Origin of the sequence: Methyloversatilis sp., assembly GCF_965284615.1 — a bacterium.
In the GTDB taxonomy this organism is placed as follows: Bacteria; Pseudomonadota; Gammaproteobacteria; order Burkholderiales; family Rhodocyclaceae; genus Methyloversatilis.
In genome coordinates this window covers 1,565,071-1,586,728 of the sequence record NZ_OZ260098.1, presented here as the reverse complement: position 1 = coordinate 1,586,728, position 21,658 = coordinate 1,565,071, and the positions used below count along the sequence as shown (strand labels likewise).

Sequence of the window (21,658 nt, the reverse complement as noted above, 5' to 3'; positions counted from 1 at the left end):
CAATGATTCTGTGCGGCGATATCGGCGCCACCAAAAGCCTGATCGGACTGGTCGAGCGGGTTGACGGCGCGCGGTTCAGCTTCGTGCGCACGCAGCGCTACACCAACGCCGAGTGGCCCGACCTTCCGACCATGCTTGATCACTTCTTTGCGGCGACCGCGCAGACGCTGCGCCACGCCGTCGAGCTCGAAGCAGCCGGTTTCGGCGTTGCCGGACCGGTGATCGACGGGCGCGTGGACATGACCAATCTCGAGTGGTCGATCGACGAGGCGGCACTGCGCATCGTGCTCGGCGGTGCACCGGTGCGGCTGCTCAACGACTTCGAAGCCAGCGCCCACGGCATCGGAGAACTGGGCAGCGACGGGCTGCTGCCGCTGCAGACCGGCGCGGTCCGGCCCGGCGCGCCGCAGCTGGTGATCGGTGCCGGCTCCGGACTGGGGGTTGCCATCCGGGTGCCCGCCGGCGCGGGCTGCGTGATCGTCCCCGGCGAGGGAGGTCACGTCGGTTTCACCCCGGCCAACGAAGAACAGGCCGAACTGTGGGCTTACCTGCACCGCAAGACCGGGCGGGTGATCGCCGAACACATCGTGTCCGGCCCCGGCCTGGTCCACATTCACGACTGGCTGTGCGACCGCCGCGGCACGGCCGTGCGCGCGGACGACAACGGCGAAGCGGTGTGGCGCCGCGCCGCGGCCGGCGACCCGCAGGCGATGCGGGCACTCGATGTATTCGTCAACTGCTACGGCGCGGTGGCCGGCGATCATGCGCTCACCGTGCTGGCCGCCGGCGGAGTCTTCCTGACCGGCGGCATCGCCCCTCAGCTGTTGCCGGCTCACGCTGCGCGCTTTCTCGCAGCCTTCCGCGACAAGGGGCGGCACAGTGGCCTGATGACCGGGCTGCCGCTGTGGCTGGTGACCGACTGCCTGCTGCCGCTGCTCGGCGCCGCCCGCGCGGTTGAAGCGCTGCTGCCGCCGCGATAGGGCAGCGCCGCCCTGCGGCGTCGCGGCGGTCATTCTTCCAGTCCCTGCGGTACCAGCAGCGCAAGCGGCAAGGCGGTAAAAAGCGGGCCGACGTCGAGGCGCCCCGCCCTGCCGTCGGTGTGACGACGGTGCCGCTGAAGGCCTCCCGCCAGCGCTGCGGACTGCAAGCCGGCAGCACCACCCGTGTGTTGGCCCACAGTTCGCGTTTGCAGATGCGCTGCGGATCGCCACCGGTGAGGCCGAACAGCAGCCGCGACGCGATGGTGATGATCACCCGCTGCCCGAGCACGCGCGCGTAGGCGATCACGTGATGGGCCACCGGACCTTCGACCTCCAGCGGCATGTAGCGCCCTTCGCGCAGCGTGCGCTCGAAGCGGCGACGGACCTGCAGCGCGCGCCACAGCAGATAGAGCTTGATGCGGCCGTCCGCCATCGTCGCCACCAGTTCGCGCAGCCCTTCGGCGTCGGCGCCGTCCGGCCAGCGCGCCTGGAGGTCCGCCAGCATGCGGCTGCGGCGCGCGAAGTCCACCGGCCGCCGGTTGTCCGGATCGACCAGCGTGAAGCACCAGGTGTCGCAGCCCTGGTAGGTGTCGGGCACGCCGGGCGCGGTCAGCTTGAGCAGCAGCAGCGACAGGCTGTTGTAACCGCCGAACAGCGCCACCGTCCGCTGCAGCGGCAGGAAATCGGCGAGGAAGGCGTTGCGCGTCGCGTCGCCGGCCAGCAGACGGCGCACGAAGTCGGCCAGCGCGGCTTCGTAGGCGGGGTCCGGATTCATCCAGCTGGTATGCCGCTTCGCCTCGCGCGCCGCCTTGATCATGTAGGCCTCGACGCGTTCGCGCAGCGGCGGCGCTTCGTCGCCGGGCGCGTCGAAGGGCCACACGCCGACCAGGGTCTGGTAGAGCAGGTACTCGTCGTCCGCCGACGGCGCCAGTCCGTCGCCCAGTCGGGTCTTGCGCCGCTGGTTGATGCCGCGCCAACGCCGCAGCGCGAAGCGCCAGGGCCCCGGCATTTCGGACAGCACGTCGATGCGCGCCCGCACGTCCTCCGAGCGCTTGCTGTCGTGCGTCGATGAGGCGAGCAGGCCGAACGGATGGGTGCAGGCGATGCGCTCGTTGGCGCCGTGGAAGTCGTCGATGCCGATGCCGAAGGTGCGCGGATCGCCGCCGACGTCGTTCAGCGACACCAGCCGGTTATAGCGGTAGAAGGCGGTGTCCTCCATCGCCTTGGCCATCACCGGCGCGGTGAATTGCTGGAAGCGGCAGGCGAAAGTCAGCTTGAGCGCGCGCAGCGACGGGTCGGGCTCGGTCGGCGCACCGAGCAGCACGTCGCGCACGAAGCGCAGCACGCTGGCGTCGCCGGCCAGACCGAGCGCCGCCGCCTCGGCCACGGCGCGCTCGACCAGACGGCGATCGTGCTGCGAATGACCGGCCGGACCGATATAGCTGCGATAGGCCGGAAAGGCGGCGATGATTTCGCTCAGCGCACTGCGCAGCCGGCTGCGCGTGAAGTCGCGCGTGCGCCGGTCGCGCTGCGCGATCGCGTGCAGCTGCGCGGCGAGACGCCCCAGTTCGCCCGACAGCGAGTGGGTCATGATGAGATGCTTGGCGTCGCGCAGCACCGTGCTGAAGTCGCGTACCTCGCCGGTGAACGCTCGATAGACACGGGTGAAGCGCGCCTCCTGCGCGGCATCCACCATCAGGCTGTGGCACAGGTTGGCAAAGCGGTAGCCGGTTCCGCCGTGCACCGGCCAGTCGGCCGGCAGCGGCTCGAATTCCGCCAGTATCTTCTCGACCACCAGATAGAGCGTCGGCTCGGTCGCGCCCGGATCGGCACGACGGCGCGCTTCGGCGTACTGCTTCTGCAGCCGGACGAAATAGCCGGCCGGGTCGGACAGCCCGTCGGGATGGTCGATGCGCATGCCGGTCACCCTGCCCTGCGCCACCCAGCGGAATATCTGCGCATGGGTCGCGTCGAACACGGCCGGCTCCTCCATGCGCAGCGCGGCCAGATCATTGACGTCGAAGAAGCGGCGGTAGTTGATGTCGTCGGCGGCCACCCGCCACGACGCCAGCCGGTAGGCCTGGCGCGACAGCAGCGCATCCAGCCGGTCGAAGCTGGACGGCTCGCCCGGCGTACCGTTGAACGCGGCGACGCCCGCTTCGACCCGTGCACGGACCGCCGGCAGACGGGCGTGCAGCGCCGCCAGATGGCGCTTGAACAGCGCCGCATTGCGCAGGCGTTCGTCGCGCAGCGCACTCGGCTCGGCGTCGCGCGCCGGGAGATGGGCCAGCGCGACGATCAGCGTTTCCAGTTCGACGCCGCAGTCGTCGCCATCGTCGTCAACGCCGGCCCCGAGTATTGCCGGGTAATCGGACGGATCGACCGGGAAGGCGTGCTCGTGGTAGCGCACGCAGAAGGCGCCGCTCGCCTCGTCGAAGGCGAGCTGCAGTTCGCCGGCCTCCAGTACCCGGCCGTACTGGTCGCCGAGCACCGGCAGCAGCACCTTGCGCTGCAGCTCCGGAAAGGGCGGATTCCAGTCGATGTCGAAGTGGTGGGCGTGCGGCGACGAGGTGCCGTTCTCCAGCACATCCAGCCACCAGTCGTTGCTGCCCCCGAGAACACCAACGTGATTGGGCACGACGTCGAGCAGCTGACCCAGGCCGTATTCGGCCAGCCGCGCGCAATAGCGGTCGAAATCCTGTTCGTCGCCGATCTCAGGATTGAGGGCGCCGTGGTTGACGATGTCGTAGCCGTGACTGCTGCCGGGCCGTGCCTTCAGGTAGGGCGAGGCATAGATGTGGCTGATGCCGAGGGCGGACAGATAGGGCAAGGCCGCTTCCGCCTGCGCGAAGCCGAAGCCGCCGTGGAACTGCAGCCGGTAGGTCGCCCGCGGCACGTCGGCCTCGCGCGGCTGGAAGTCGGGCGGGCCGCCGGACAGCGGCAGCGCCGACGCCGGCCGCTCGGCATTCATCACCGCCGCCAGTGCGAACCAGCGCTCATCGGCGGCGATGTCGGCCAGGTCGCAGCCCAGCTTGCGCCGCCAGTTCGGCCAGCGCTCTTCGCTGGTGCCCGGAAGGTTGACCGACTCGGCCTGGCCCAGCACGTCCTCCAGCTGCACCGCCACCATGGCTGCCGGCGTGCGCGCGAGGTAGCGGTAGATGGCGAGCATCAGCGCCGGGTCGGCCGCGTGCGTCGCCGACGCGGCGTCCTCCGGCAGGCGCAGGCCTTCCTGCTCAAGCACGTCGAGCAGCGCGCTGCGGTCGGTGTCGCGCTGCGCCGCCTGGCGTACGCGCAGTGCAGGGTCCGAATAGAGGCCCAGGGCGTCGCGTTGCTGCAGGTCGAGCCCGCTCCAGTAGCCGCTCAGCGTCGGCAGGTCGTGCGTGCCGACCACCGCCAGCGCATCGGCCGGCCAGCCACGTGCCGGGCGGAACACGCCGTCGCGGCTTTCGAAATACAGCGGCCGGTAGGACAGCAGCCCGTAACGCTCCATCGCTGCCCGCACCTGCGGCGGCACGATGCCCAGATCCTCGCCGATGACGATGCAGTCGTTGCGCACGCTCTCCAGGCACAGCAGCCGGAACAGATCGTCCATCGGATAGGCGACATAGGCGCCGATGCGTGCCGAGCCGCCGGACGGCAGCCAGAACAGCCGCATCAGGCTCATCACGTGGTCGATGCGCAGCGCGCCGGCGTGCCGCATATTGGCCGCCAGCACGGCACGGAAGGACGAGGGGTCCTGCTGCAGCCGCTGCGGGATGAGCGGCGGGAAGCCCCAGTCCTGGCCGGCCGGATTCAGTTCGTCCGGCGGCGCGCCAGCATGTGCGCCGACCGCGTGCAGATGCGGTCGTATCCAGGTTTCCGAACCGCCTTCGTTCACGCCCACCGCGAGGTCACGATACAGCCCCATGCGCATGCCGCGCGCACGCGCCCTGCGCGCCACCGTCGCGAGTTGCGCTTCGGCCTGCCACTGCAGGTACTCGAAGTACTCGATGCGCTCCTCGTTCTCCAGCATGAAGGCGCGCACCGCCTCGCCGTTGACGTCGCGATAGGGCTCGGGCCACAGCGTCCATCCCCAGACCGCGGAATCGATGGCGTGGAAGTGCGCCTGCAACGCGTCGAACAGCGCGTGCAGGCGCAGGCTGCGTCCGCCTTCGCGCTGGAAGTCGCGAAACAGGCCGGAACGCTGCGTGCCGCGGTCCAGATGTTCGCGCCGGAAGTGCGCATACAGCAGTTCGAGCACCTCCAGCTTGGCCGCCGCCACGCCGCGGTAGTCGATCAGCTCGGTCGCGCGCAGCGCATCAAGCCGTGCCGCGAACGCCGGATCGGCGACGCGCGCCTGCGCCGCGCCGCATTCACCGAAGTCGCGCGTCGCCTCGATGTCGATGTACAGCACATTGAGCCATTCGCGGTTCGACGGGCTGTACGGACTCGCCCGCTCGGGGTCGTGCGGGAACAGCGCATGCAGCGGATTGACGCCGACGAAGTGGGCGCCGGCGTCGGCGGCGAGGTCGATCAGCCGGCGCAGATCGCCGAAGTCACCCATGCCCCAGCTGTGCGGCGAACGCAGCGCATAGACCTGCACCGCCGGCCCCCACAGCCGCGCACCCTCGCCTTCGCGCGGCAGACGGACGCAGGCGGCGGGACACAGCGCCAGCGTGCTTTCGACCAGCAGGCGCGGCGTTGCGCCCGGCAGATAGAGCGACAGCCGGTGCCAGCCGGCGGGCAACGAGGAATCGAGCGCCACGGTGGCGGTGCGGCCATCCTCGGTACGTCCGAGCGCGGTGCGCCCGCGCCGTTCGCCGCCCTGTTCGAGTACCAGCCGCCAGTGCAGCACGCCAGCGCGCACCGCCTCTTCCGATTGCAGCGTCAGCGTGAGCGGTCCTTCACCCAGCGACAGCACGGTGACCGGCGGCAGCACGCGGGCGGCGTCGGCAGCGTCCAGCGCCGCCAGGGCGGCGACGGCAGCGCGGTCGGGGTCGCCGCCGGCAAGCGGATGCCCGAGCGCCGCCGTCAGCGCCAGGCGGCTTTCCTCCGGCACCTCGGAGCGCCGTCCCCACGCATCCTCGAAATCCGGTGCGATGCCAAGCCGGCTGCACAGCGCAGCGAAAGCGCCGCTCATTGCGTCGCCCCGTTATGCAGCACGTACATGCGCATCGACCAGGGCGGCAGACCGGGTTCGCCGTCGCCACCGCCGCCGACAGCGGCGAAGGGCTGCGCGCCCGGCACGTCGGGTACCGCCTCGGGCACGTCGCCCAGGTTGGCCTGCATGACGAGCGATACGCCTTCGCCCGACCAGCGGATCTCGAAGGCGGTGTCGCCGAACAGCATGCTGCTGCAGCGGCCGGTCTGCAGCAGCGGAACGCAGGGAACCACCCGTTCGCGGCGCAGCGTCAGCAGTGCCTGATAGAAGGCGAGCCACTGCCGGCCGACCGCCTCTTCCCGCTGGCGCCAGTCCAGCTTGCTGATGACGAAGGTCTCCGGATCACAGGGATCGGGAACGGTGCGCGGCCCGTCGGGCCAGGGGAAGGCGGCGAACTCGTTGCGCCGGCCGTCCTTCACCTTGCGCGCAAGATCGCCTTCGAAGTCGCAGAAGTACAAGAAGGGGCTGGTGGCGCCGCTTTCCTCGCCCATGAAGATGAGCGGCGGCGACGGTGACAGCAGCAGCACCGCCACCAGCACGCGCAGCCGGTGCGTCGGCACCATCGCGGCCAGCCGCTCGCCCAGCGCGCGGTTGCCGATCTGGTCGTGGTTCTGCACGAAGCAGACGAAGGCGGTCGGCGGCAGCGCGCAGCTCGGCTCGCCACGCGGCCCGCCGTGGAAGGCGGAATGTTCGCCCTGGTAGGCGAAGCCCTGCAGCAGACAGCGCGCCAGGTGGTGCACCGGCGCGCTGGCGAAGTCGGCGTAGTAGCCGTCGGTCTCACCGGTCAGGACGACGTGGGCCGCGTGGTGGAAGTCGTCGTTCCACTGCGCTTCGTAGCGGCCCGGGTCGGGCTCGCCGGCAAGCCGTTGCGCGCCGTTGAGCGGATTTTCGAGCACCAGGTGGATGCGCCGGTCGGCAAGTTCACTTCGCACCCGCCGCGACAGCTCTTCGAGGAAATGCGTGCTCGACCCGTCGATGATGGCATGCACCGCGTCCAGTCGCAGGCCGTCGAAGCGGAACTCCTCCAGCCAGTAGAGCGCGTTGTGGATGAAGAACTCGCGCACCTGGGCTTCGCCTTCGTAGTCGATGGCGGCGCCCCACGGTGTCTGGTGCTGCCCGGTGAAGAAGGACGGCGCGTACAGATGCAGATAATTGCCTTCGGGGCCGAAGTGGTTGTAGACCACGTCCAGCAGCACCATCAGCTCGAGCCGGTGCGCGCTCTGCACGAAGCGCTTCAGATCGTCCGGCGTGCCGTAGGACGACTCCGGCGCAAACGGCAGCACGCCGTCGTAGCCCCAGCCGCGCGCCCCCGGAAATTCGGCCAGCGGCATCAGTTCAACGGCCGTGATGCCGAGCGCCGCCAGCTCTTCGAGACGCGCCTCGGCGGCCGCGTATGTGCCCTCTGGCGTGAAGGTGCCGACGTGCAGTTCGTAGATCACCGCTTCGCACCACGGCCGCCCCTGCCACTGCGCTTCGGCGGCCGGCCACTCGAAACGCGCCGGGTCCACCAGCTGGCAGGGCCCGCCGACGTCGTCCGGATTGGCGCGCGATGCCGGGTCCGGCACCTCGGTGCCATCCACCCGGTAGCGGTAGCGGTCGCCGGTACGCGCGTACGGCACGGTGCGCGTCCACCAGCCGTCGTCGCTGCGCCGGCACGGATGCGCGTCCGCGTGCCCGTCGGCGGTGGCGAGCAGCACCTCAACCTCGCTGGCCACCGGTGCGTATAGCCTGAACAGGTAACCCTGGCTGTCGTCGATGCCGTTCGCCGGACACGGGCCGAAGGGCATGCGGTGAGCGAACGAAAGCGTCTCCGCGGTACGGATGCCGGGCCCGGCGCTGCGCAACTCCGTCATGGCGTCAGCTGTCCTTTCCCGACGACGACGATGCCGCGTTCGCTGACGTGAAAACGGGCGCGGTCCTCCGCCTCGTCGAAGCCGATGCGCATGCCCGGCGGCACGAAGTTGTTCTGGTCGATGATGGCGCGCCGTATCTTCGCGCCGCGTCCGATCACGGTGCGGTCCATCACGATGGAATCGGACACCTCGGCGTCTTCCTCCACCACCACGTCCCGGCGCAGCATCGAGCGCTGGATGACGGCGCGGCGTATCAGCACACCGGCGGCGATCGACGCCGTGCGCAAGTGGCCGTCGAGCACCTGAGCCGCCTCGGTCTGGTCGGGTGCGGCGAAGATGGGCCAGCGCGAATTGAACATGCAGAAGCGCGGGTCCTCGCCCAGCGTGTCGAAGTGCGCGTCGTAGTAGGCGTCGATGGTGCCGACGTCGCGCCAGTAGCCTACCTCCTCGCAGTCGCGCAGCCCGGGCACCACATTGGTCGAGAAGTCGTAGGCCATCAGCTTGTGCGTTTCCGCCATCGCCGGCAGCAGGTTCTTGCCGAAGTCGTGGCCGCCCTTCGAGTGGGCGCGCGTCAGCGCTTCGACCAGCGCTTCGGTATTGAAGATGTAGTTGCCCATCGACGCGAAGGCATAGCCCTTGCGCCCCGGCATCGACTCGGCCGTCTCCGGCTTCTCCTGGAAGTCGCGGATGCGGCCGGTGGAATCAGTGCGGATGATGCCGAAGGAGGCCGAGTTCTCGACCGGTACCGGCAAGGCGGCGACGGTCGCGTCGGCGCCGGTTTCGAGGTGATGGCGCGCCATCTGGCGGATGTCCATCCGGTAGATGTGGTCGGCCCCGAACACCAGCACCAGATCGGGCCGCACGCGGTCGAGCAGGTGCAGGTTCTGGTAGACCGAATCGGCCGTGCCCTGGAACCACTCCGGCCCGTGCAGCATCTGCGGCGGCACCACAGTGATGAACTGGTTCGGGAACAGCGGACTCATGACCCAGGTTCGCCGGATGTGCTCGATCAGCGACTGCGACTTGTACTGCACCAGCAGATAGATCGAGTTGATGCCCGAATTGACCAGATTGGACAGCACGAAATCGACGATGCGATGCCGTCCGTTAAAGGGGACCGAAGGCTTGGAGCGCTCGGCCGTCAGCGGATGGAGACGGCCGCCTTCGCCGCCCGCCATCACGAATGCAAGAATGGATTTCCCGGAAATCATGATTCACCTCCACGTGAGTTCGCATCCGCGACCGGGCGATCGGATTGCGCACTTTTCGGCGGAACACGCGCCAGATGGCGTGCCTCGCCGGACTGCACGCGCCGGGCGCCGGGCGGCGACGAACGCACCGCCCGGGGGGCCGGCGCGCTGGCCAGCATCCGGCGCAGCGCTGCCTCGCTGCGCGACAGTCCGTCCTCCGGCTCGTCGGACGCGAAGTCCTCGAGCACGATGCCGGACAGATAAAGATCAAAGATGACGGGGCAGATGTAGCTCGCCCGGGTGACCGGCGCCGTGTTGCCCAGGCTGGCGGCGACCGAACGCACGCAGCGCAGCAGCACGCGCGGCGCCGACTGGGCGTCTTCCAGCGGCCCCTGCCGCGTCAGGAACTCGGCGGCCTTGAGCGTGCCGCCCCAGGTGCGGAAGTCCTTGCTGGAAAAAGACCCTATCGTTTCGTGGATGTAGGCGTTCAGTTCCGCCGCCCGCACCGGCCGGCGCAGGCCGTCTTCCTCGTACTGGAACAGCGTCTTGCCCGGCAGTTCGAGCAGACGGCCGAGCACGGCCACGGCGCCGCGGTCGCGTACCACCTGTTCCTGCATCACGCCGTGCTTGCCGCGGTAGCGGAACACCGCCTGTGTGCCCTCGATGGCGACGTGGCGCTTGCACAGCGTGGTCAGGCCGTAGCTGCGGTGCGCCCGCGTATAGCTTTCGTCACCTACCCTGAAGTACACCGCGTGCAGCAGCCGCGTCATCAACGCCAGCACCTTGCGCTGCGGCAGGCCGCTGCGCCGCAGGTCGGCGCCGGCCGTCGCCAGCATCCGCGGCAGCGCGTCGGCGAAGCGCGACAGGCGGCGCCACTTGCGCAGCGCGTTGCGATGAACGAAGTCCGGGTGATAGCGGTACTGCAGCCGCCCGCGCGCGTCGCGCCCGAAGGCCTGCAGTTCCGCCTCGGGGTCGGGACTGACATAGACGTCGGTATAGGCGGGCGGAATCGCCAGCGCGGCGATGCGCGCCAGACCTTCGCGGTCGAGATAGGGGCGTCCGGCGGTCGTCACGTAGACGAAGCCGCCGCCCCTGCGCAGCCGGCGCAGGTAGCGGTTCTGCAGCGTTGCGGTGCGGATGACGGCATTCATGACACCTCCTCCGAGGCGTCAACGCCGTCGAGCGCACGCTGCAGCGCTGCCAGCATCTCGTCGCCGCCGGCGGTCAGGCCGGTCGCAAACAGCTGCAGCGAACGCCCGGCGATGAGCACGCGACCGTTGTTACGCTCAACCGCCGCGACGTATCCGCTCGAGGTGTCGATGAGGCGCCGCCACGCGTATTCGCTGTCGCCGTCGTCCAGCGTCCAGCCGACGACCTCGGGCGAGGCATTGACCACCAGCTCGATCAGCGTTTCCGCAGCCGGGTCGGGTTCGTGCAGACGCAGCGCGCGGCCATCGACGCGCATGCCGAAGCAGCGCATCTGCGCGTCGTTCCAGTCGCCGGCCTGCATTTCCTCGCCATCCGAGCGCAGCCAGACGACGTCGCGGAAGGTGCTCTCCGGATCGCCGCCGGTGGCAAAGCGGGCCATGCGCAGCGTCGGCAGCGCGGCACGCAGCTGCAGCAGGCGGCGCACGAAGGCGCTGAGCTGCTCGCCCGCCGGATCGTCCAGCCCTGTCCAGTTGAGCCAGCTCAGTTCGTTGTCCTGACAGTAGGCGTTGTTGTTGCCCTGCTGGCTGCGCCCGAACTCGTCGCCGGCAAGCAGCATCGGCGTGCCCTGCGACAGCAGCAAGGTGGCCAGCATGTTGCGTTTCTGCCGCTCGCGCAGCGTCAGCACGCGGCTGTCGTCGGTCGGTCCTTCGGCGCCGCAGTTCCACGACCGGTTGTCGTCGTGGCCGTCGCGGTTGTCCTCGCCGTTGGCATCGTTCCGCTTGTGGTTGTACGACACGAGGTCGTGCAGCGTGAAGCCGTCGTGCGCGGTGATGAAATTGACGCTGGCCCATGGACGCCGCCCGCGCTGGTCGAAGCGATCGGCCGAGCCGGTCAGCCGCGTGGCGAGTGCGGCCGCCTGCATTTCGTCGCCACGCCAGAAGGAGCGAACCGTGTCGCGGAAGGCGTCGTTCCACTCCGCCCAGCGCGGCGGAAAGTTGCCTGGCTGGTAGCCGCCGGGGCCGCAATCCCACGGCTCGGCGATCAGCTTGACGTGCTGCAGCACCGGGTCCTGCGCCATCGCGTCGAAGAAGCCGCAGCCTTGGTCGAAGCCGGTGGCCTCGCGCCCGAGTATGGTCGCCAGATCGAAGCGGAAGCCGTCGACGCCCATCTGCTCGACCCAGTAGCGCAGGCTGTCCATCACCATCTGCAGCACGCGCGGATGGCTGAGATTGAGCGTGTTGCCGGTACCGGTGTCGTTGATGTAGTGGCGCTTGTTCTCCGGATTCAGGCGATACCAGCAGGCGTTGTCCAGCCCCTTGAAACTCAGTGTCGGGCCCATCTCGTTGCCCTCGGCCGTGTGGTTGTAGACGACGTCGAGAATCAGTTCGATGCCTGCTTCGTGCAGCCGCTCGGCCATCGCGCGGAACTCGCCGATGCCGCCGGCACCGAGGTAGCGCTGTTCCAGCGCGAAGAAGCCGAGCGTGTTGTAGCCCCAGTAGTTGCGCAGGCCGCGGTCGGTCAGCTGCGCGTCGTCGACGAAGGCGTGCACCGGCAGCAGTTCGACCGCCGTCACGCCGAGCGACAGCAGGTGAGCGATCACCGCGTCGTGCGCCAGTCCGGCGAAGGTGCCGCGCAGGCGGCCGGGCACCTGCGGATGCTGGCGCGTCATGCCGCGCACGTGGCATTCGTAGATGACGCTGCGGTCCCACGGAACGGCCGGACGCGGCTGCTGCAGCGGCGGCAGATCAGCCACCACGCGCGCCTTCGGCATGTAGGACGCGCTGTCGCGCTTGTCTACGCCGAGCGGCGCGCCGCTCGGCGCCGCATCGCCGGCGAACAGCACCGGCGACCAGCGCAGCTGGCCCACCCACTCGCGCGAGTACGGATCGAGCAGCAGCTTGTGCGGATTGAAGCGGTGGCCCTCTTCCGGCTGCCACGGCCCATGGACGCGGTAGCCATAGACGAGGCCCGCCTTGGCGCCCGGCAGGAAGCCGTGCCACACCTCATCCGTGAACTCGGGCAGTTCGCGCCGGGCCACCTCGATGCGGCCCGCCTCGTCGAAGATGCACAGATCGACGCGCGTCGCGTGCGCCGAGAACACCGCGAAGTTGATGCCCTCTTCGGTCACCGTCGCGCCCAGCGGATAGGGCCGCCCGGCTTCGAGCAGCGGAAAGCGGACAAGGTCGGCGCGGCTCATGCGCACCTCCGCATTGCGTCAGGCTGCTGCACCGACGCGCAGACGAAGTCGTGCACGAAGCACAGCTTGTCGAGCACCGGCGACGCCGCCATGAACGGGTAGGCATCGCCGTGTCCGAGGCTGCGGCCCATGCTGTTCAGGAACTGCGACAGCGGCAGCCAGTGCTCGACCAGCACGTCGCGGAAGGGTCGCTCGTCGCTGCACGCGGCCGCCTCCACGCTGCCGCCACCGGTCACCACGCCCGGCCGCAGCGAGAAGCCCCAGTGCGCTGCGGTGTCGAGCGCATCCGACACGTGCAGGTAATGGGCAAACGATTCGGCCCAGTCCTCCCACGGGTGCACCGAGGCGTAGGCGCTGATGTAGCGCTCGCTCCAGTCCGGCGCCGGCCCCTCGTCGTAGTGGTCGCGCAGCGCTTCTGCATAGTCGCGGCGCTCGTCGCCGAACAGCGCGCGGAAGTCGTTCAGGCGCGGTCCGCCCGACAGGATGCGGTCCCAGTAGTAGTGGCCGATCTCGTGCCGGAAATGACCGAGCAGCGTGCGATAGGGCTCGCCCAGCCCGACCCGGCGCGCTTCGCGGCAGGCGTCGTTGGCTTCCATCACGTCCACCGTGATGACGCCGTCGGCGTAACCAGTGGTCACCGCGCCGCCGATGTGCTTGCGCGACAGGAAGCGGAACAGCGGCTCGCGCCGCCCCGGCTGATCGAGCACCGGCAGCCCCAGACGCAGCAGCGAGTGGAACAGCCGACGCTTGGCCGACTCCAGCCGACGCACCAGTTCGTCGCAGGCCGGGTCGGCGGTCGCATCGGTGGCTTCACTGTGCCGGCAGCTGAGGCAGAGATCGGCGTCTTCGTCGGCCGGAATCATCCAGTTGCAGCGCTGACGCTCGCTGTAGTTGCGGCAGGGCTTCCACTGACTGCCTTCGGCCGCGCCACCGCCCTGACGCACCCAGCGTCCGTCGGCGCCCGCCTCGAAGGCGGCCATGTCCAGCTCGCCGGGGACGAAACCCAGCATCACGCCGCAGCGCACGCAGGCGGTGTTCTCGAAAAAAACCGGACTGCTGCAACGTCCGCACAGAAAGGTCCTCATGGCGCTGGCGCCTCCGTGTAAGCGTCCATGCGTGGGCGGGACGGGCCGGCCGACGCACCGTCGTCGTCGCGCGCGCTGTCGAGCAGGCGCGTGCGGATCTGCGGCAGCCACTCGGGCGACACCTTCTGCAGATAGGCCACCATCTGCTCGCGCACCTTGCAGCGCAGGTCCCAGGCGGCGCCGGCGTTCTGCGTGCTCATCAGGCAGCGCAACTGCATCGCGCGATCCGTCATGTCGGTCACCTGCAGCACGCATACGCGGCGATCCCATTCGGGCGACTCATCCAGAATTTCGCGCAGCCGCTCGCGCAGCGGCTCGACCGGTACCCGGTAATCGACCCATAGATAGACCGCGCCGAGCAGATCGGAGGTGGTGCGCGTCCAGTTCTGGAAGGGGTTCAGGATGAAATGTTCGAGCGGCACCACCAGGCGCCGTTGGTCCCAGATGCGCACGACGACGTAGGTGGCGGTGATTTCCTCGATGCGCCCCCACTCGTTTTCGACGATCACAACGTCATCGACGCGGATGGGCTGGGTCAACGCGATCTGCAGCCCGGCGATCAGATTGCCGAGCACCGGCCGCGCGGCCAGGCCGGCGATGATGCCGGCCAGACCGGCCGACGCCAGCAGACTGGCGCCGATCTGCCGCACATTCGGAAAGGTCATCAGCACCGAGCCGACACCGAGCAGTCCGACGATGAACATCGCGGTGCGGGCGAGCACCCGCACCTGGGTCTGCACGCTGCGTGCGCGCAGATTGTCGGCTCCGGTCATCGGATGCCGGCCTTCGATCACGTCGGCAATCGCACTGATGAAGCGCACCGCGAACAGGGTGACCACCAGCACGATGGCAATCGACAGCAGGTGACGCAGGCCGGTCAGCAGCCCCAGCGGAATGGCGGCGTCGGCCAGCGACAGATGGACGAACAGCAGCAGCAGCAGCAGTTGCGCCGGACCGCGCGTGCGCACGACGATGCGTTCGGCGACGTCGTAGCGCGCAGCCAGCCGGCGCGCGATGCGGTCTGTCACCGCATGCAGCGCGAGGCCGATCAGCACCGCCAGCCCGCACTGCAGGAGCAGCGCGAGCCACGGATGACGGAGCAGGAAGTCGCTTGCGGCATCCACTCAGCGCGTACCTCCGGCGGTCGCCAACTGCTGTTCGAGCTGACGTGCGAGGTTCAAGTGCTCGCGCAGCTTGGGCACCGTGTCGGCGGCAAACTGACGCAGCTCCGGTATCTGGCCGGAACTTGCCTGGCGTTCGAACAGGGCGATGGTGTCCTCATGCGCCGTAGTGCCGAAATGACGCAGGAAGGCGGCATCCGCCTCGGCGCCGGACAGCGTTTTCAGTTCATCGATGTGCGCGCGCGCGGCCGGCTGCATGCCCTGGGGCAACGCGATGCCCTTCTCCATGGCAATGCGTTCGAGCGTGTTGTTGGCGTCGGTGTGGTCCTTGTCCAGTCGGTCGGCGAAGGCGCGCACCTGCGGATTGGCGGCACGGCTGGCCATCACGCGCCCGGCTTCCGCCTCGGCACGGCCGCTGGCCGCCGCCGCGGTGACGAAGCTGCTGTCCTCCGGACTTGGCGCAGCGCTCTGCGCCGCGGTTGACGGCGGCGGCGACGCGTCGCTGCCCGGGCCCAGGCCGGCCGGCGGAGCACTGCCCTCGGCGCGCGGCGCGTCTGCCGGCGAAGCCGGCGGCTGGGGCGTGCGTTCGCATGCGGTCAGTACGCCAGCGAGTGCGATCGCAGCGATCAATGTCCTCGTGCGGACATGCGTTGTGGATGCAGATGTGTTCATTGGTACCTCCCTCGGAGCGGTGGCGGCGCGGCTGGCGCCGACCACGGAAATGGATGCGGCGGCGTACCGCGTGACTGCTGCCGGCCCCCTATCTGCAGTTTCCGTGCCCGCCTCGCCCGTGCGCCTGCAGACCGGCGCCGGAACAGCGAGCGCCAAACCTCGTACCGACCCTTCTGCAGCGCGGAACTGCGCACCACGGTCGTCGCCTGCGGGCCGCGCCGCGAGGGCGCCGCGACGCCATATCGGCCCGCTTCGCCATGCAAAACGCACGCAATTCTTACTGTCCGGATGTAAATACTTCCGGCCCTGCACACGCCGTCCGGCGCGCATCGCCCATGCAGCCGTGATGCTGTCGATGGCATATCTCTTGCAGGTCGGTGTCCTGATCCAACAGCCCGCCACCGAGCACGACGACACCCGAAACCGAAAGGACACCGAATGAGCCTCGGCATGGAACTCAGACTTCGGCAGCACATCGCCATCACGCCGCAACTGCAGCAGGCCCTTCGCCTGTTGCAGCTGTCATCGCTGGAATTCACGCAGGAAGTCGAACAGGCTCTTGGCAGCAACCCCTTTCTCGAAGAGGACACCGCGGCACCGACCGTGACCGGCGCCGTGCCAACTGCTTCCGCCGCGCCTGACGACGGGCCGGACGCCGAGCCAGGCGCCGACCGGCGCGACGACGCCGAGGAGCCGGCCATCCAGTTCGACGCCGCGTACGGCAGCACCACGGGCGGTGCGCGCGACGACGACGAAACCGACTGGACGGAATGGGCGGAAGCGCCGACCGGGCTGCGCGACCATCTGCGGGCGCAGCTGCAGCTGTCGTCGATGAGCGATCGCGACCGCGCGCTGACCGATCTGATCATCGACGAACTGACCGACGCCGGATATCTGGAAACGCCGCTGGACGAACTGGCGGCGCTGATCGCGCCCGAGCACGACGTCGCGCCGCAGGAACTGCTGGCCGCACTGCGCCTCGTGCAGCAGCTGGAACCGGCGGGCATCGGCGCACGATCACTGCGCGAATGCCTGCTGCTGCAACTGAACGCGCTACCCGAGGAAGCGCAGGGGCGCGGCGACGCGTTGCTGCTCGTGCGCGACCACTTCGATCTGCTGGCGGCGCGCGAATTCACGCGCATCCAGCAGCAGCTGGACTGGAACGAAAGCCGGCTGCACGGCGCCCGCATGCTCATCCGCACGCTGGACCCGCGGCCCGGGCGCAGCTTCGGTCCGGACGAAACCCGCTACATCGTGCCGGACGTCATCGTCACCTGCCGTCGCGGTCGCTGGCAGGCGACGCTGAACCCGGCGGTACAGCCGCGGCTGCGCATCAACCGCGCCTACGCCGAACTGGCCGGCGGCCGCGAACCGGGCGAGCGTTCGTTCTCGCGCCTGCTGCAGGAAGCGCGCTGGCTGATGCGCAACGTCGAACAGCGCTTCTCGACGATACAGCGGGTCGCTTCGGCCATCGTCGAGCATCAGCGGGTGTTCTTCAGTTACGGCGACGCGGCGATGAAGCCGCTCGCACTGAAGGACATCGCCGGTGAGCTGGGTCTGCACGAGTCCACCGTCTGCCGCGTCACCAATGGCAAGTACATGGCGACGCCGCAGGGGCTGTTCGAGTTCAAGCATTTCTTCTCGCGCCAGCTTTCGGCGGACGACGGCGGCGCCTATTCGCCGACCGCCATCCGTGCGCTGATCAGGGAACTGATCGCCGCCGAAGACCCCGCCGCGCCGCTGTCTGACGCGCGGCTCGCTCATCTGCTGTCCGGCCAAGGCCTGCAGCTTGCTCGACGCACGGTGACCAAGTACCGCTCACTGATGCGCATTCCGAGCGTGGAACTGCGGCGCGCCGCCCACGCGGCCGAGCACCCGCGGGCCGCCTGAGCGGCGCCGCCCTCCAACCTCAGCCACAGGAGACATACACATGACACAGATCATCGCCGCACACTTCAACTCGGTGGAAGAGCTGCAGGCCGTCGTCGATACGCTGCCGGCGCACGGCTTCGGCGCCGACGACTACGCCACCTACTTCCTCAATCCGCCCGGTCAGCGCGGGCTCTACTGGCTGGGCGGCGACGCCGTCAGCGACGAGGGCGCTTCCGGTGCCGGCCGCACCGCCGCCGTCGGTGCCCTGGTCGGCGGCGGCGCCGGCGCCGCCGCAGGCAGCGCCACCGGTTTTGCCATCGGCAGCGTGGGCGGCCCGGTCGGTGCGCTGGCAGGCGCCGGCGTCGGCGCCTACCTCGGCGCGCTGGTCGGCGCGCTGCGCGGCATGCAGGCGCCGGACCCGGAAGAGGCCTCGGTCGAACATCCGGCCGAACCGCAGGGCGGGCCGATGATTGCGCTCAATGTGGAACGGCCTGGCGCGGCAGACGAGGCGATCACGCTGCTGCACGAAGGGGGCGCGCGCGAGGTGCACCGCACCGAGGGCCGCTGGGCCAACGGCGAGTGGGTGGACTTCGACCCGCGCGAGCCGATCGAGCACGTGCAGCCGGGACAGATGTGAGCGGCGCGTGCGTCGGACCGGCTCCGCTGCACGTCTGTGACCTCACCATGCTGTACGCCAGTCACAGCGGCGGCGTGCGCCGCTATCTCGGCGAGAAGCGGCGCTGGCTGCGGACGCAGCAGCAGTTCCGCCACACGCTCGTGCTGCCACGCTACGCGCAGGGGCCATCGCCACGACCGGCGGACGGGCTGATCGAGGTGCCCAGCCTGCCGCTGCCCTTCTCGCGCGGCTACCGCGTGCCGCTCAATACGCGCGCAGCGCTCGGCGCACTGAAGACGCTGCGACCGAATCTGATCGAAGCGGCCGACCCTTACCACTTCGCGTGGGCGGCCGTTGACGCCGGACAGGCGCTGGGGGTACCGGTCATCGGCTTCTGTCATTCCGACCTGCCGCGCATGCTCGGACGGCTGGCCGGCGCTGGGGTCGAGCGTGCCGCCGAAGCCTATGTGCGCCGGCTGTATGCGCGCTTCGATCTGGTGCTCGCGCCCAGCCGCTGCATGACCGAGCGGCTCGGCGGCATGGGCGTGCAGCATGTGCAGCACCAGCCGCTGGGTGTGGACAGCCGCGCCTTCCACCCCTGCCGCGCTCACCAGGGCCTGCGCCGCGCGCTGGGTCTGGCCGCTGGCGACCGCCTGCTCGTCTATTTCGGCCGTTTCGGCCCGGAAAAGAACCTGCCGGTGCTCTACCGCATGCTCGACCTGCTTGGCGACGGCCACGTGCTGCTGCTGATCGGCGACGGCACGCCGCCACACCATCGGGCGGTGCGCGCCCTGCCCTTCCAGTCGGATCCGCGCAAGCTCGCCGCGCTGGTCGCGGCCTGCGACGTCTTCGTCCACGCAGGTGACCAGGAAACCTTCGGTCTGGCGACGCTGGAGGCAATGGCCTGCGGCGTGCCGGCGGTGGTCGCCGGCACCGGCGGACAGGCGGAACTGGTGGACGACGCCGTGGGTGCCCGCACCGACGCCGGCAGTCCGCAGCGCGGCACCGAGCGCTTCGCCGCGGCGATGGCCGACGGCGTACGGGCGGTGCTCGCGCGCGATCGCGTGGCGCTGGGCGCCGCGGCGCGCCTGCGTGCCGAGCGCCACGACTGGTGCTACGTGCTGCCGACGCTCGGCCACACCTACTGCGCCGCCTGCCGCGGAGCCGATCACCATGCTTAGCAAGTCAGCCATCATGCTGCCCGACCTGTCGCCGCCGGTACTGTGCGTGTCCATCCACGACGTCGCGCCGTCCACCTGGCCGCAATGCGAACGCCTGCTCGAAACCGTCGCCGAGGTCGCACCGCTGCATGTGAGCCTGCTGCTGGTGCCCGACTACCACGGCCAGGGGGACGAAACGCCGCCCGCCTATCGCGACGCCATCGAGTCCTGCCGCGCGGCCGGGCACGAACTGGTGTTGCACGGCCATGTGCACCTCGACGAAGGTCCGCCGTCGCGCAATCCGCTGGAATGGTGGCGCCGACGGGTGCTCACCGCCGACGAAGGCGAATTCGCCACGCTGAGCGCGGCGCCTGCTCACGCCCGCCTGATGGCGGGCCGGCAGTGGTTCGAGCAGCGCAACTGGCCGGTGGACGGCTTCGTCGCCCCCGCCTGGCTGCTCGGCCCCGGCGCCTGGCGTGCGCTCCGCGTGACGCCCTTCCGCTATACGACCACGGCGACGCACTTCCACCTGTTGCAGCCCGACCTTGCCATGCGCATGCCGGTGATCACCTACAGCACGCGCAGCGCGCTGCGCCGGACAGCGTCGCTGGTCTGGCAGGGCCAGCGCCGGCTGCCGGCGGCGCAACCTGTGCAGCTCGCGCTGCACCCGGCCGACGCGCAGTACCCGGCCGTGCTCGGCCAGGCGCAACGCCTGCTCGACACGCTGCTTCGCACCCGGCTGGCGATGACGCTGCAGGACTACGCGAGCACGCTCGAACAGCTGCTCGGACCGACGCAGGCTGCACGCCCGCGCTCGGCACCGGCGCTGCGGACGGCGGAAAGCAGGACAGCGACGCGACGGCGCTGATCAGCCGGGCAGCAGCCACAGCGATGTGAGCGCGAGCGCGGCGCCGAGCACCGCCCCGGCCAGCACGTCGCTCGGGTAATGCAGTCCGAGCATGACGCGCACCAGTGCAGTCAGCACAGCGAAGGCGAGCAGCCCGAGGCCCAGCGCCGGCAGGTGATGCAGCGCGACCAGCGCGAACGACGTGGCGTGCAGCGTATGCCCGGACGGAAAACCGAACTCGTCGAGCGGCGACATGCACAGGCGCAGGCCGTGCAGCGACACGCAGGGCCGGCGACGCGCAGTACGTCGCTTGAGCAGGCCGTAGATCAGCAGACCGGTCGCACCGACCACCAGCAGGTGCAGCGCGCAGCGGATGCCGGCGCCGCCCGGCAGCACGGCGAGCAGTGCGATCAGCAGCAGCCAGGCCTCGCCATCGCCGAGCCGGCTGATCGCCCGTGCGGCGATCAGGCAGGGTCGGTGGTCGAGCAGCCGGTTGAGCCGCTGCACACAGCTGGCATCGAAGGCCGCGACCGGGTGCGGCCGCTCAATGGGCGGTCGTTTAATGGGCGGCCGCGACACCGAGCGCGGCTTTCGGTTGCGCGGCGCAGGCATGCAGGTGCGCCTCGAAACGGTTGAGCACCACCGGCCAGGTCAGGCCCTCCGCGGTTTCGCGCGCAGCGCGGCCGAGATGACGGCGGCGATCCGGCTGCCGGGCCAGCCGGCGGGCGGCGTGGATGAAGGCCGCGGCGGCGCGCAGTTCGTCGCCCTCGCAGGCGGGCACGAGGAGACAGGCGTCCACGCCGTCGGTCATGTGCTCGCGCGCGGCGGCCAGATCGAAAGCGACGATGGCCAGGCCGCTGGCCATCGCCTCCAGCAGGACGTTGCCGAAGGTTTCGCTGACGCTGGGAAAAAGGAAGATGTCGGCCGACGCGTAGTGCGCAGCAAGTTCACTTCCGTGCAGCACACCGGTAAAAATTTCACCGGGCCGACCGTCGTCCAGGCGCCGCCGCGCCGGCCCGTCGCCGACCCACACGAGGCGCGCGTCCGGCTGCTCACCGCGGATGGCGTCGAAGGCGGCGCGCACCAGTTCCAGGTTCTTTTCCGGGGCCAGCCGGCCGACATACAGAAAGACCGGATCGTGCGGCTTCGCCCCCCAGCCGGTGCGCAGCTCCAGGCTGCGCATCTGCGGGTTGAACAGCCGGGTGTCGACGCCCCGCCCCACGCGGACCAAGCGGCGGTAGCCCTGCCGCTTCATCTGCATTTCGAGTGCGGCGGTCGGCACGAAGGTCAGATCAGTGCGATTGTGGAAGGCGCGCAGCGCCGCCCGCACCGGAGCCGACAGCAGGCCCAGGCCGTAATGGTTGCTGTAGGTGTCGAAATGCGTGCGGTAATCACTGGTGACCGGTACGCCGAGTTGGCGGGCGGCCAGCAGGGCCGACCAGCCGAGCGGACCTTCGGTCACGATGTGCACGACGTCCGGTCTGTCCTCCCGCCACGCCCGCAACAGCCGGCGCCAGGCCGGCAGTCCGAAACGCAGGCCCGGATAGCGCGGCAGCGGCAGGCCGCGCACCAGCAGGTCGCCCTCGTTGGCGGCTTCGTCCTGCTGCCGCGGGCGGACCAGGCGAACCCGGTGGCGTGCACTGCGCAGATGCCGCACGACGCGGGTGATCGACAGCGCGACGCCATTGACCTCCGGCGGATAGGTATCGGTGACGATCACGATCTCCAGGTTCTTCTTCATCGCGGAGCCCCGGCACAGGTTAGGCGAACGTGCAG

General features: G+C 69.7%; 14 protein-coding genes and 1 pseudogene. 5 read left to right on the top strand and 10 right to left on the bottom strand.

All coding sequences use genetic code 11. The features are described 5' to 3' along the window. Positions 1-2 precede the first annotated feature (2 nt). The gene (locus ACQ66H_RS07690; RefSeq protein ID WP_430433500.1) at positions 3-980 is read left to right on the top strand and encodes a glucokinase; all 978 of its coding nucleotides are present in this window, start codon (positions 3-5) and stop codon (positions 978-980) included. Between the two features lie 118 nt (positions 981-1,098). On the opposite strand, the pseudogene ACQ66H_RS07685 reads toward ACQ66H_RS07690, so the two are convergent. The 8 genes and pseudogenes from ACQ66H_RS07685 to ACQ66H_RS07650 form a co-directional block, all read right to left on the bottom strand. After that, a pseudogene (locus ACQ66H_RS07685) lies at positions 1,099-6,099 on the bottom strand (malto-oligosyltrehalose synthase); the annotation flags it as partial. Beyond that, the gene (gene treZ / locus ACQ66H_RS07680; RefSeq protein ID WP_430433499.1) at positions 6,096-7,973 is read right to left on the bottom strand and encodes a malto-oligosyltrehalose trehalohydrolase; all 1,878 of its coding nucleotides are present in this window, start codon (positions 7,971-7,973) and stop codon (positions 6,096-6,098) included. The pseudogene ACQ66H_RS07685 and the gene treZ, both read right to left, overlap by 4 nt. Then, a complete protein-coding gene (locus tag ACQ66H_RS07675) occupies positions 7,970-9,184 on the bottom strand; it encodes a glucose-1-phosphate adenylyltransferase (protein ID WP_430433498.1) in 1,215 nt (404 codons plus the stop codon). Before ACQ66H_RS07675 ends, treZ begins: the two co-directional genes overlap by 4 nt. Then, positions 9,181-10,314, bottom strand: coding sequence for a DNA topoisomerase IB (locus ACQ66H_RS07670; RefSeq protein ID WP_430433497.1), 1,134 nt, complete (start codon positions 10,312-10,314; stop codon positions 9,181-9,183). Before ACQ66H_RS07670 ends, ACQ66H_RS07675 begins: the two co-directional genes overlap by 4 nt. After that, a complete protein-coding gene (glgX, locus tag ACQ66H_RS07665; protein ID WP_430433496.1) occupies positions 10,311-12,509 on the bottom strand; it encodes a glycogen debranching protein GlgX in 2,199 nt (732 codons plus the stop codon). The genes ACQ66H_RS07670 and glgX overlap by 4 nt, the downstream gene beginning before the upstream one ends. Further along, positions 12,506-13,594: a zinc-binding metallopeptidase family protein gene (locus ACQ66H_RS07660; protein ID WP_430433495.1), complete on the bottom strand. Its 1,089-nt coding sequence runs from the start codon at positions 13,592-13,594 to the stop codon at positions 12,506-12,508. Before ACQ66H_RS07660 ends, glgX begins: the two co-directional genes overlap by 4 nt. Then, positions 13,591-14,718 (bottom strand): mechanosensitive ion channel family protein, encoded by a 1,128-nt coding sequence (locus ACQ66H_RS07655; RefSeq protein WP_430433494.1) that lies wholly within the window; start codon positions 14,716-14,718, stop codon positions 13,591-13,593. The genes ACQ66H_RS07660 and ACQ66H_RS07655 overlap by 4 nt, the downstream gene beginning before the upstream one ends. Continuing rightward, entirely contained in the window at positions 14,719-15,387 is a 669-nt protein-coding gene (locus ACQ66H_RS07650) for a DUF4142 domain-containing protein (protein ID WP_430433493.1), read from the bottom strand. Between the two features lie 450 nt (positions 15,388-15,837). On the opposite strand from ACQ66H_RS07650, the gene ACQ66H_RS07645 reads away from it, so the two are divergent. Genes ACQ66H_RS07645 through ACQ66H_RS07630 form a run of 4 tightly spaced genes read left to right on the top strand, consistent with a single transcriptional unit; the run spans position 15,838 to position 19,903 of the window. Beyond that, complete coding sequence (locus ACQ66H_RS07645) at positions 15,838-17,277, top strand: RNA polymerase factor sigma-54 (RefSeq protein ID WP_430433492.1); 1,440 nt, start codon at positions 15,838-15,840, stop codon at positions 17,275-17,277. Between the two features lie 40 nt (positions 17,278-17,317). Further along, a complete protein-coding gene (locus ACQ66H_RS07640) occupies positions 17,318-17,896 on the top strand; it encodes a hypothetical protein (RefSeq protein WP_430433491.1) in 579 nt (192 codons plus the stop codon). A gap of 47 nt (positions 17,897-17,943) precedes the next feature. Then, positions 17,944-19,056, top strand: a complete 1,113-nt coding sequence (locus ACQ66H_RS07635) for a glycosyltransferase (protein WP_430433490.1) — start codon at positions 17,944-17,946, stop codon at positions 19,054-19,056. Beyond that, the gene (locus tag ACQ66H_RS07630) at positions 19,049-19,903 is read left to right on the top strand and encodes a DUF2334 domain-containing protein (RefSeq protein WP_430433489.1); all 855 of its coding nucleotides are present in this window, start codon (positions 19,049-19,051) and stop codon (positions 19,901-19,903) included. The genes ACQ66H_RS07635 and ACQ66H_RS07630 overlap by 8 nt, the downstream gene beginning before the upstream one ends. Here the strand turns inward: ACQ66H_RS07630 and ACQ66H_RS07625 are convergent, their stop codons facing one another. After that, entirely contained in the window at positions 19,904-20,389 is a 486-nt protein-coding gene (locus ACQ66H_RS07625) for a phosphatase PAP2 family protein (RefSeq protein ID WP_430433488.1), read from the bottom strand. Between the two features lie 52 nt (positions 20,390-20,441). Continuing rightward, positions 20,442-21,623 (bottom strand): glycosyltransferase family 4 protein, encoded by a 1,182-nt coding sequence (locus tag ACQ66H_RS07620; protein WP_430433487.1) that lies wholly within the window; start codon positions 21,621-21,623, stop codon positions 20,442-20,444. Positions 21,624-21,658 lie beyond the last annotated feature (35 nt).

Bases quoted from the DNA above. Each gene is read 5' to 3' on its own strand.
- ACQ66H_RS07690 (WP_430433500.1), top strand. From the start codon at position 3: ATGATTCTGTGCGGCGATATCGGCGCCACCAAAAGCCTGATCGGACTG.
- treZ (WP_430433499.1), bottom strand. From the start codon at position 7,973: ATGACGGAGTTGCGCAGCGCCGGGCCCGGCATCCGTACCGCGGAGACG.
- ACQ66H_RS07675 (WP_430433498.1), bottom strand. From the start codon at position 9,184: ATGATTTCCGGGAAATCCATTCTTGCATTCGTGATGGCGGGCGGCGAA.
- ACQ66H_RS07670 (WP_430433497.1), bottom strand. From the start codon at position 10,314: ATGAATGCCGTCATCCGCACCGCAACGCTGCAGAACCGCTACCTGCGC.
- glgX (WP_430433496.1), bottom strand. From the start codon at position 12,509: ATGAGCCGCGCCGACCTTGTCCGCTTTCCGCTGCTCGAAGCCGGGCGG.
- ACQ66H_RS07660 (WP_430433495.1), bottom strand. From the start codon at position 13,594: ATGAGGACCTTTCTGTGCGGACGTTGCAGCAGTCCGGTTTTTTTCGAG.
- ACQ66H_RS07650 (WP_430433493.1), bottom strand. From the start codon at position 15,387: ATGAACACATCTGCATCCACAACGCATGTCCGCACGAGGACATTGATC.
- ACQ66H_RS07645 (WP_430433492.1), top strand. From the start codon at position 15,838: ATGGAACTCAGACTTCGGCAGCACATCGCCATCACGCCGCAACTGCAG.
- ACQ66H_RS07640 (WP_430433491.1), top strand. From the start codon at position 17,318: ATGACACAGATCATCGCCGCACACTTCAACTCGGTGGAAGAGCTGCAG.
- ACQ66H_RS07635 (WP_430433490.1), top strand. From the start codon at position 17,944: ATGCTGTACGCCAGTCACAGCGGCGGCGTGCGCCGCTATCTCGGCGAG.
- ACQ66H_RS07630 (WP_430433489.1), top strand. From the start codon at position 19,049: ATGCTTAGCAAGTCAGCCATCATGCTGCCCGACCTGTCGCCGCCGGTA.
- ACQ66H_RS07620 (WP_430433487.1), bottom strand. From the start codon at position 21,623: ATGAAGAAGAACCTGGAGATCGTGATCGTCACCGATACCTATCCGCCG.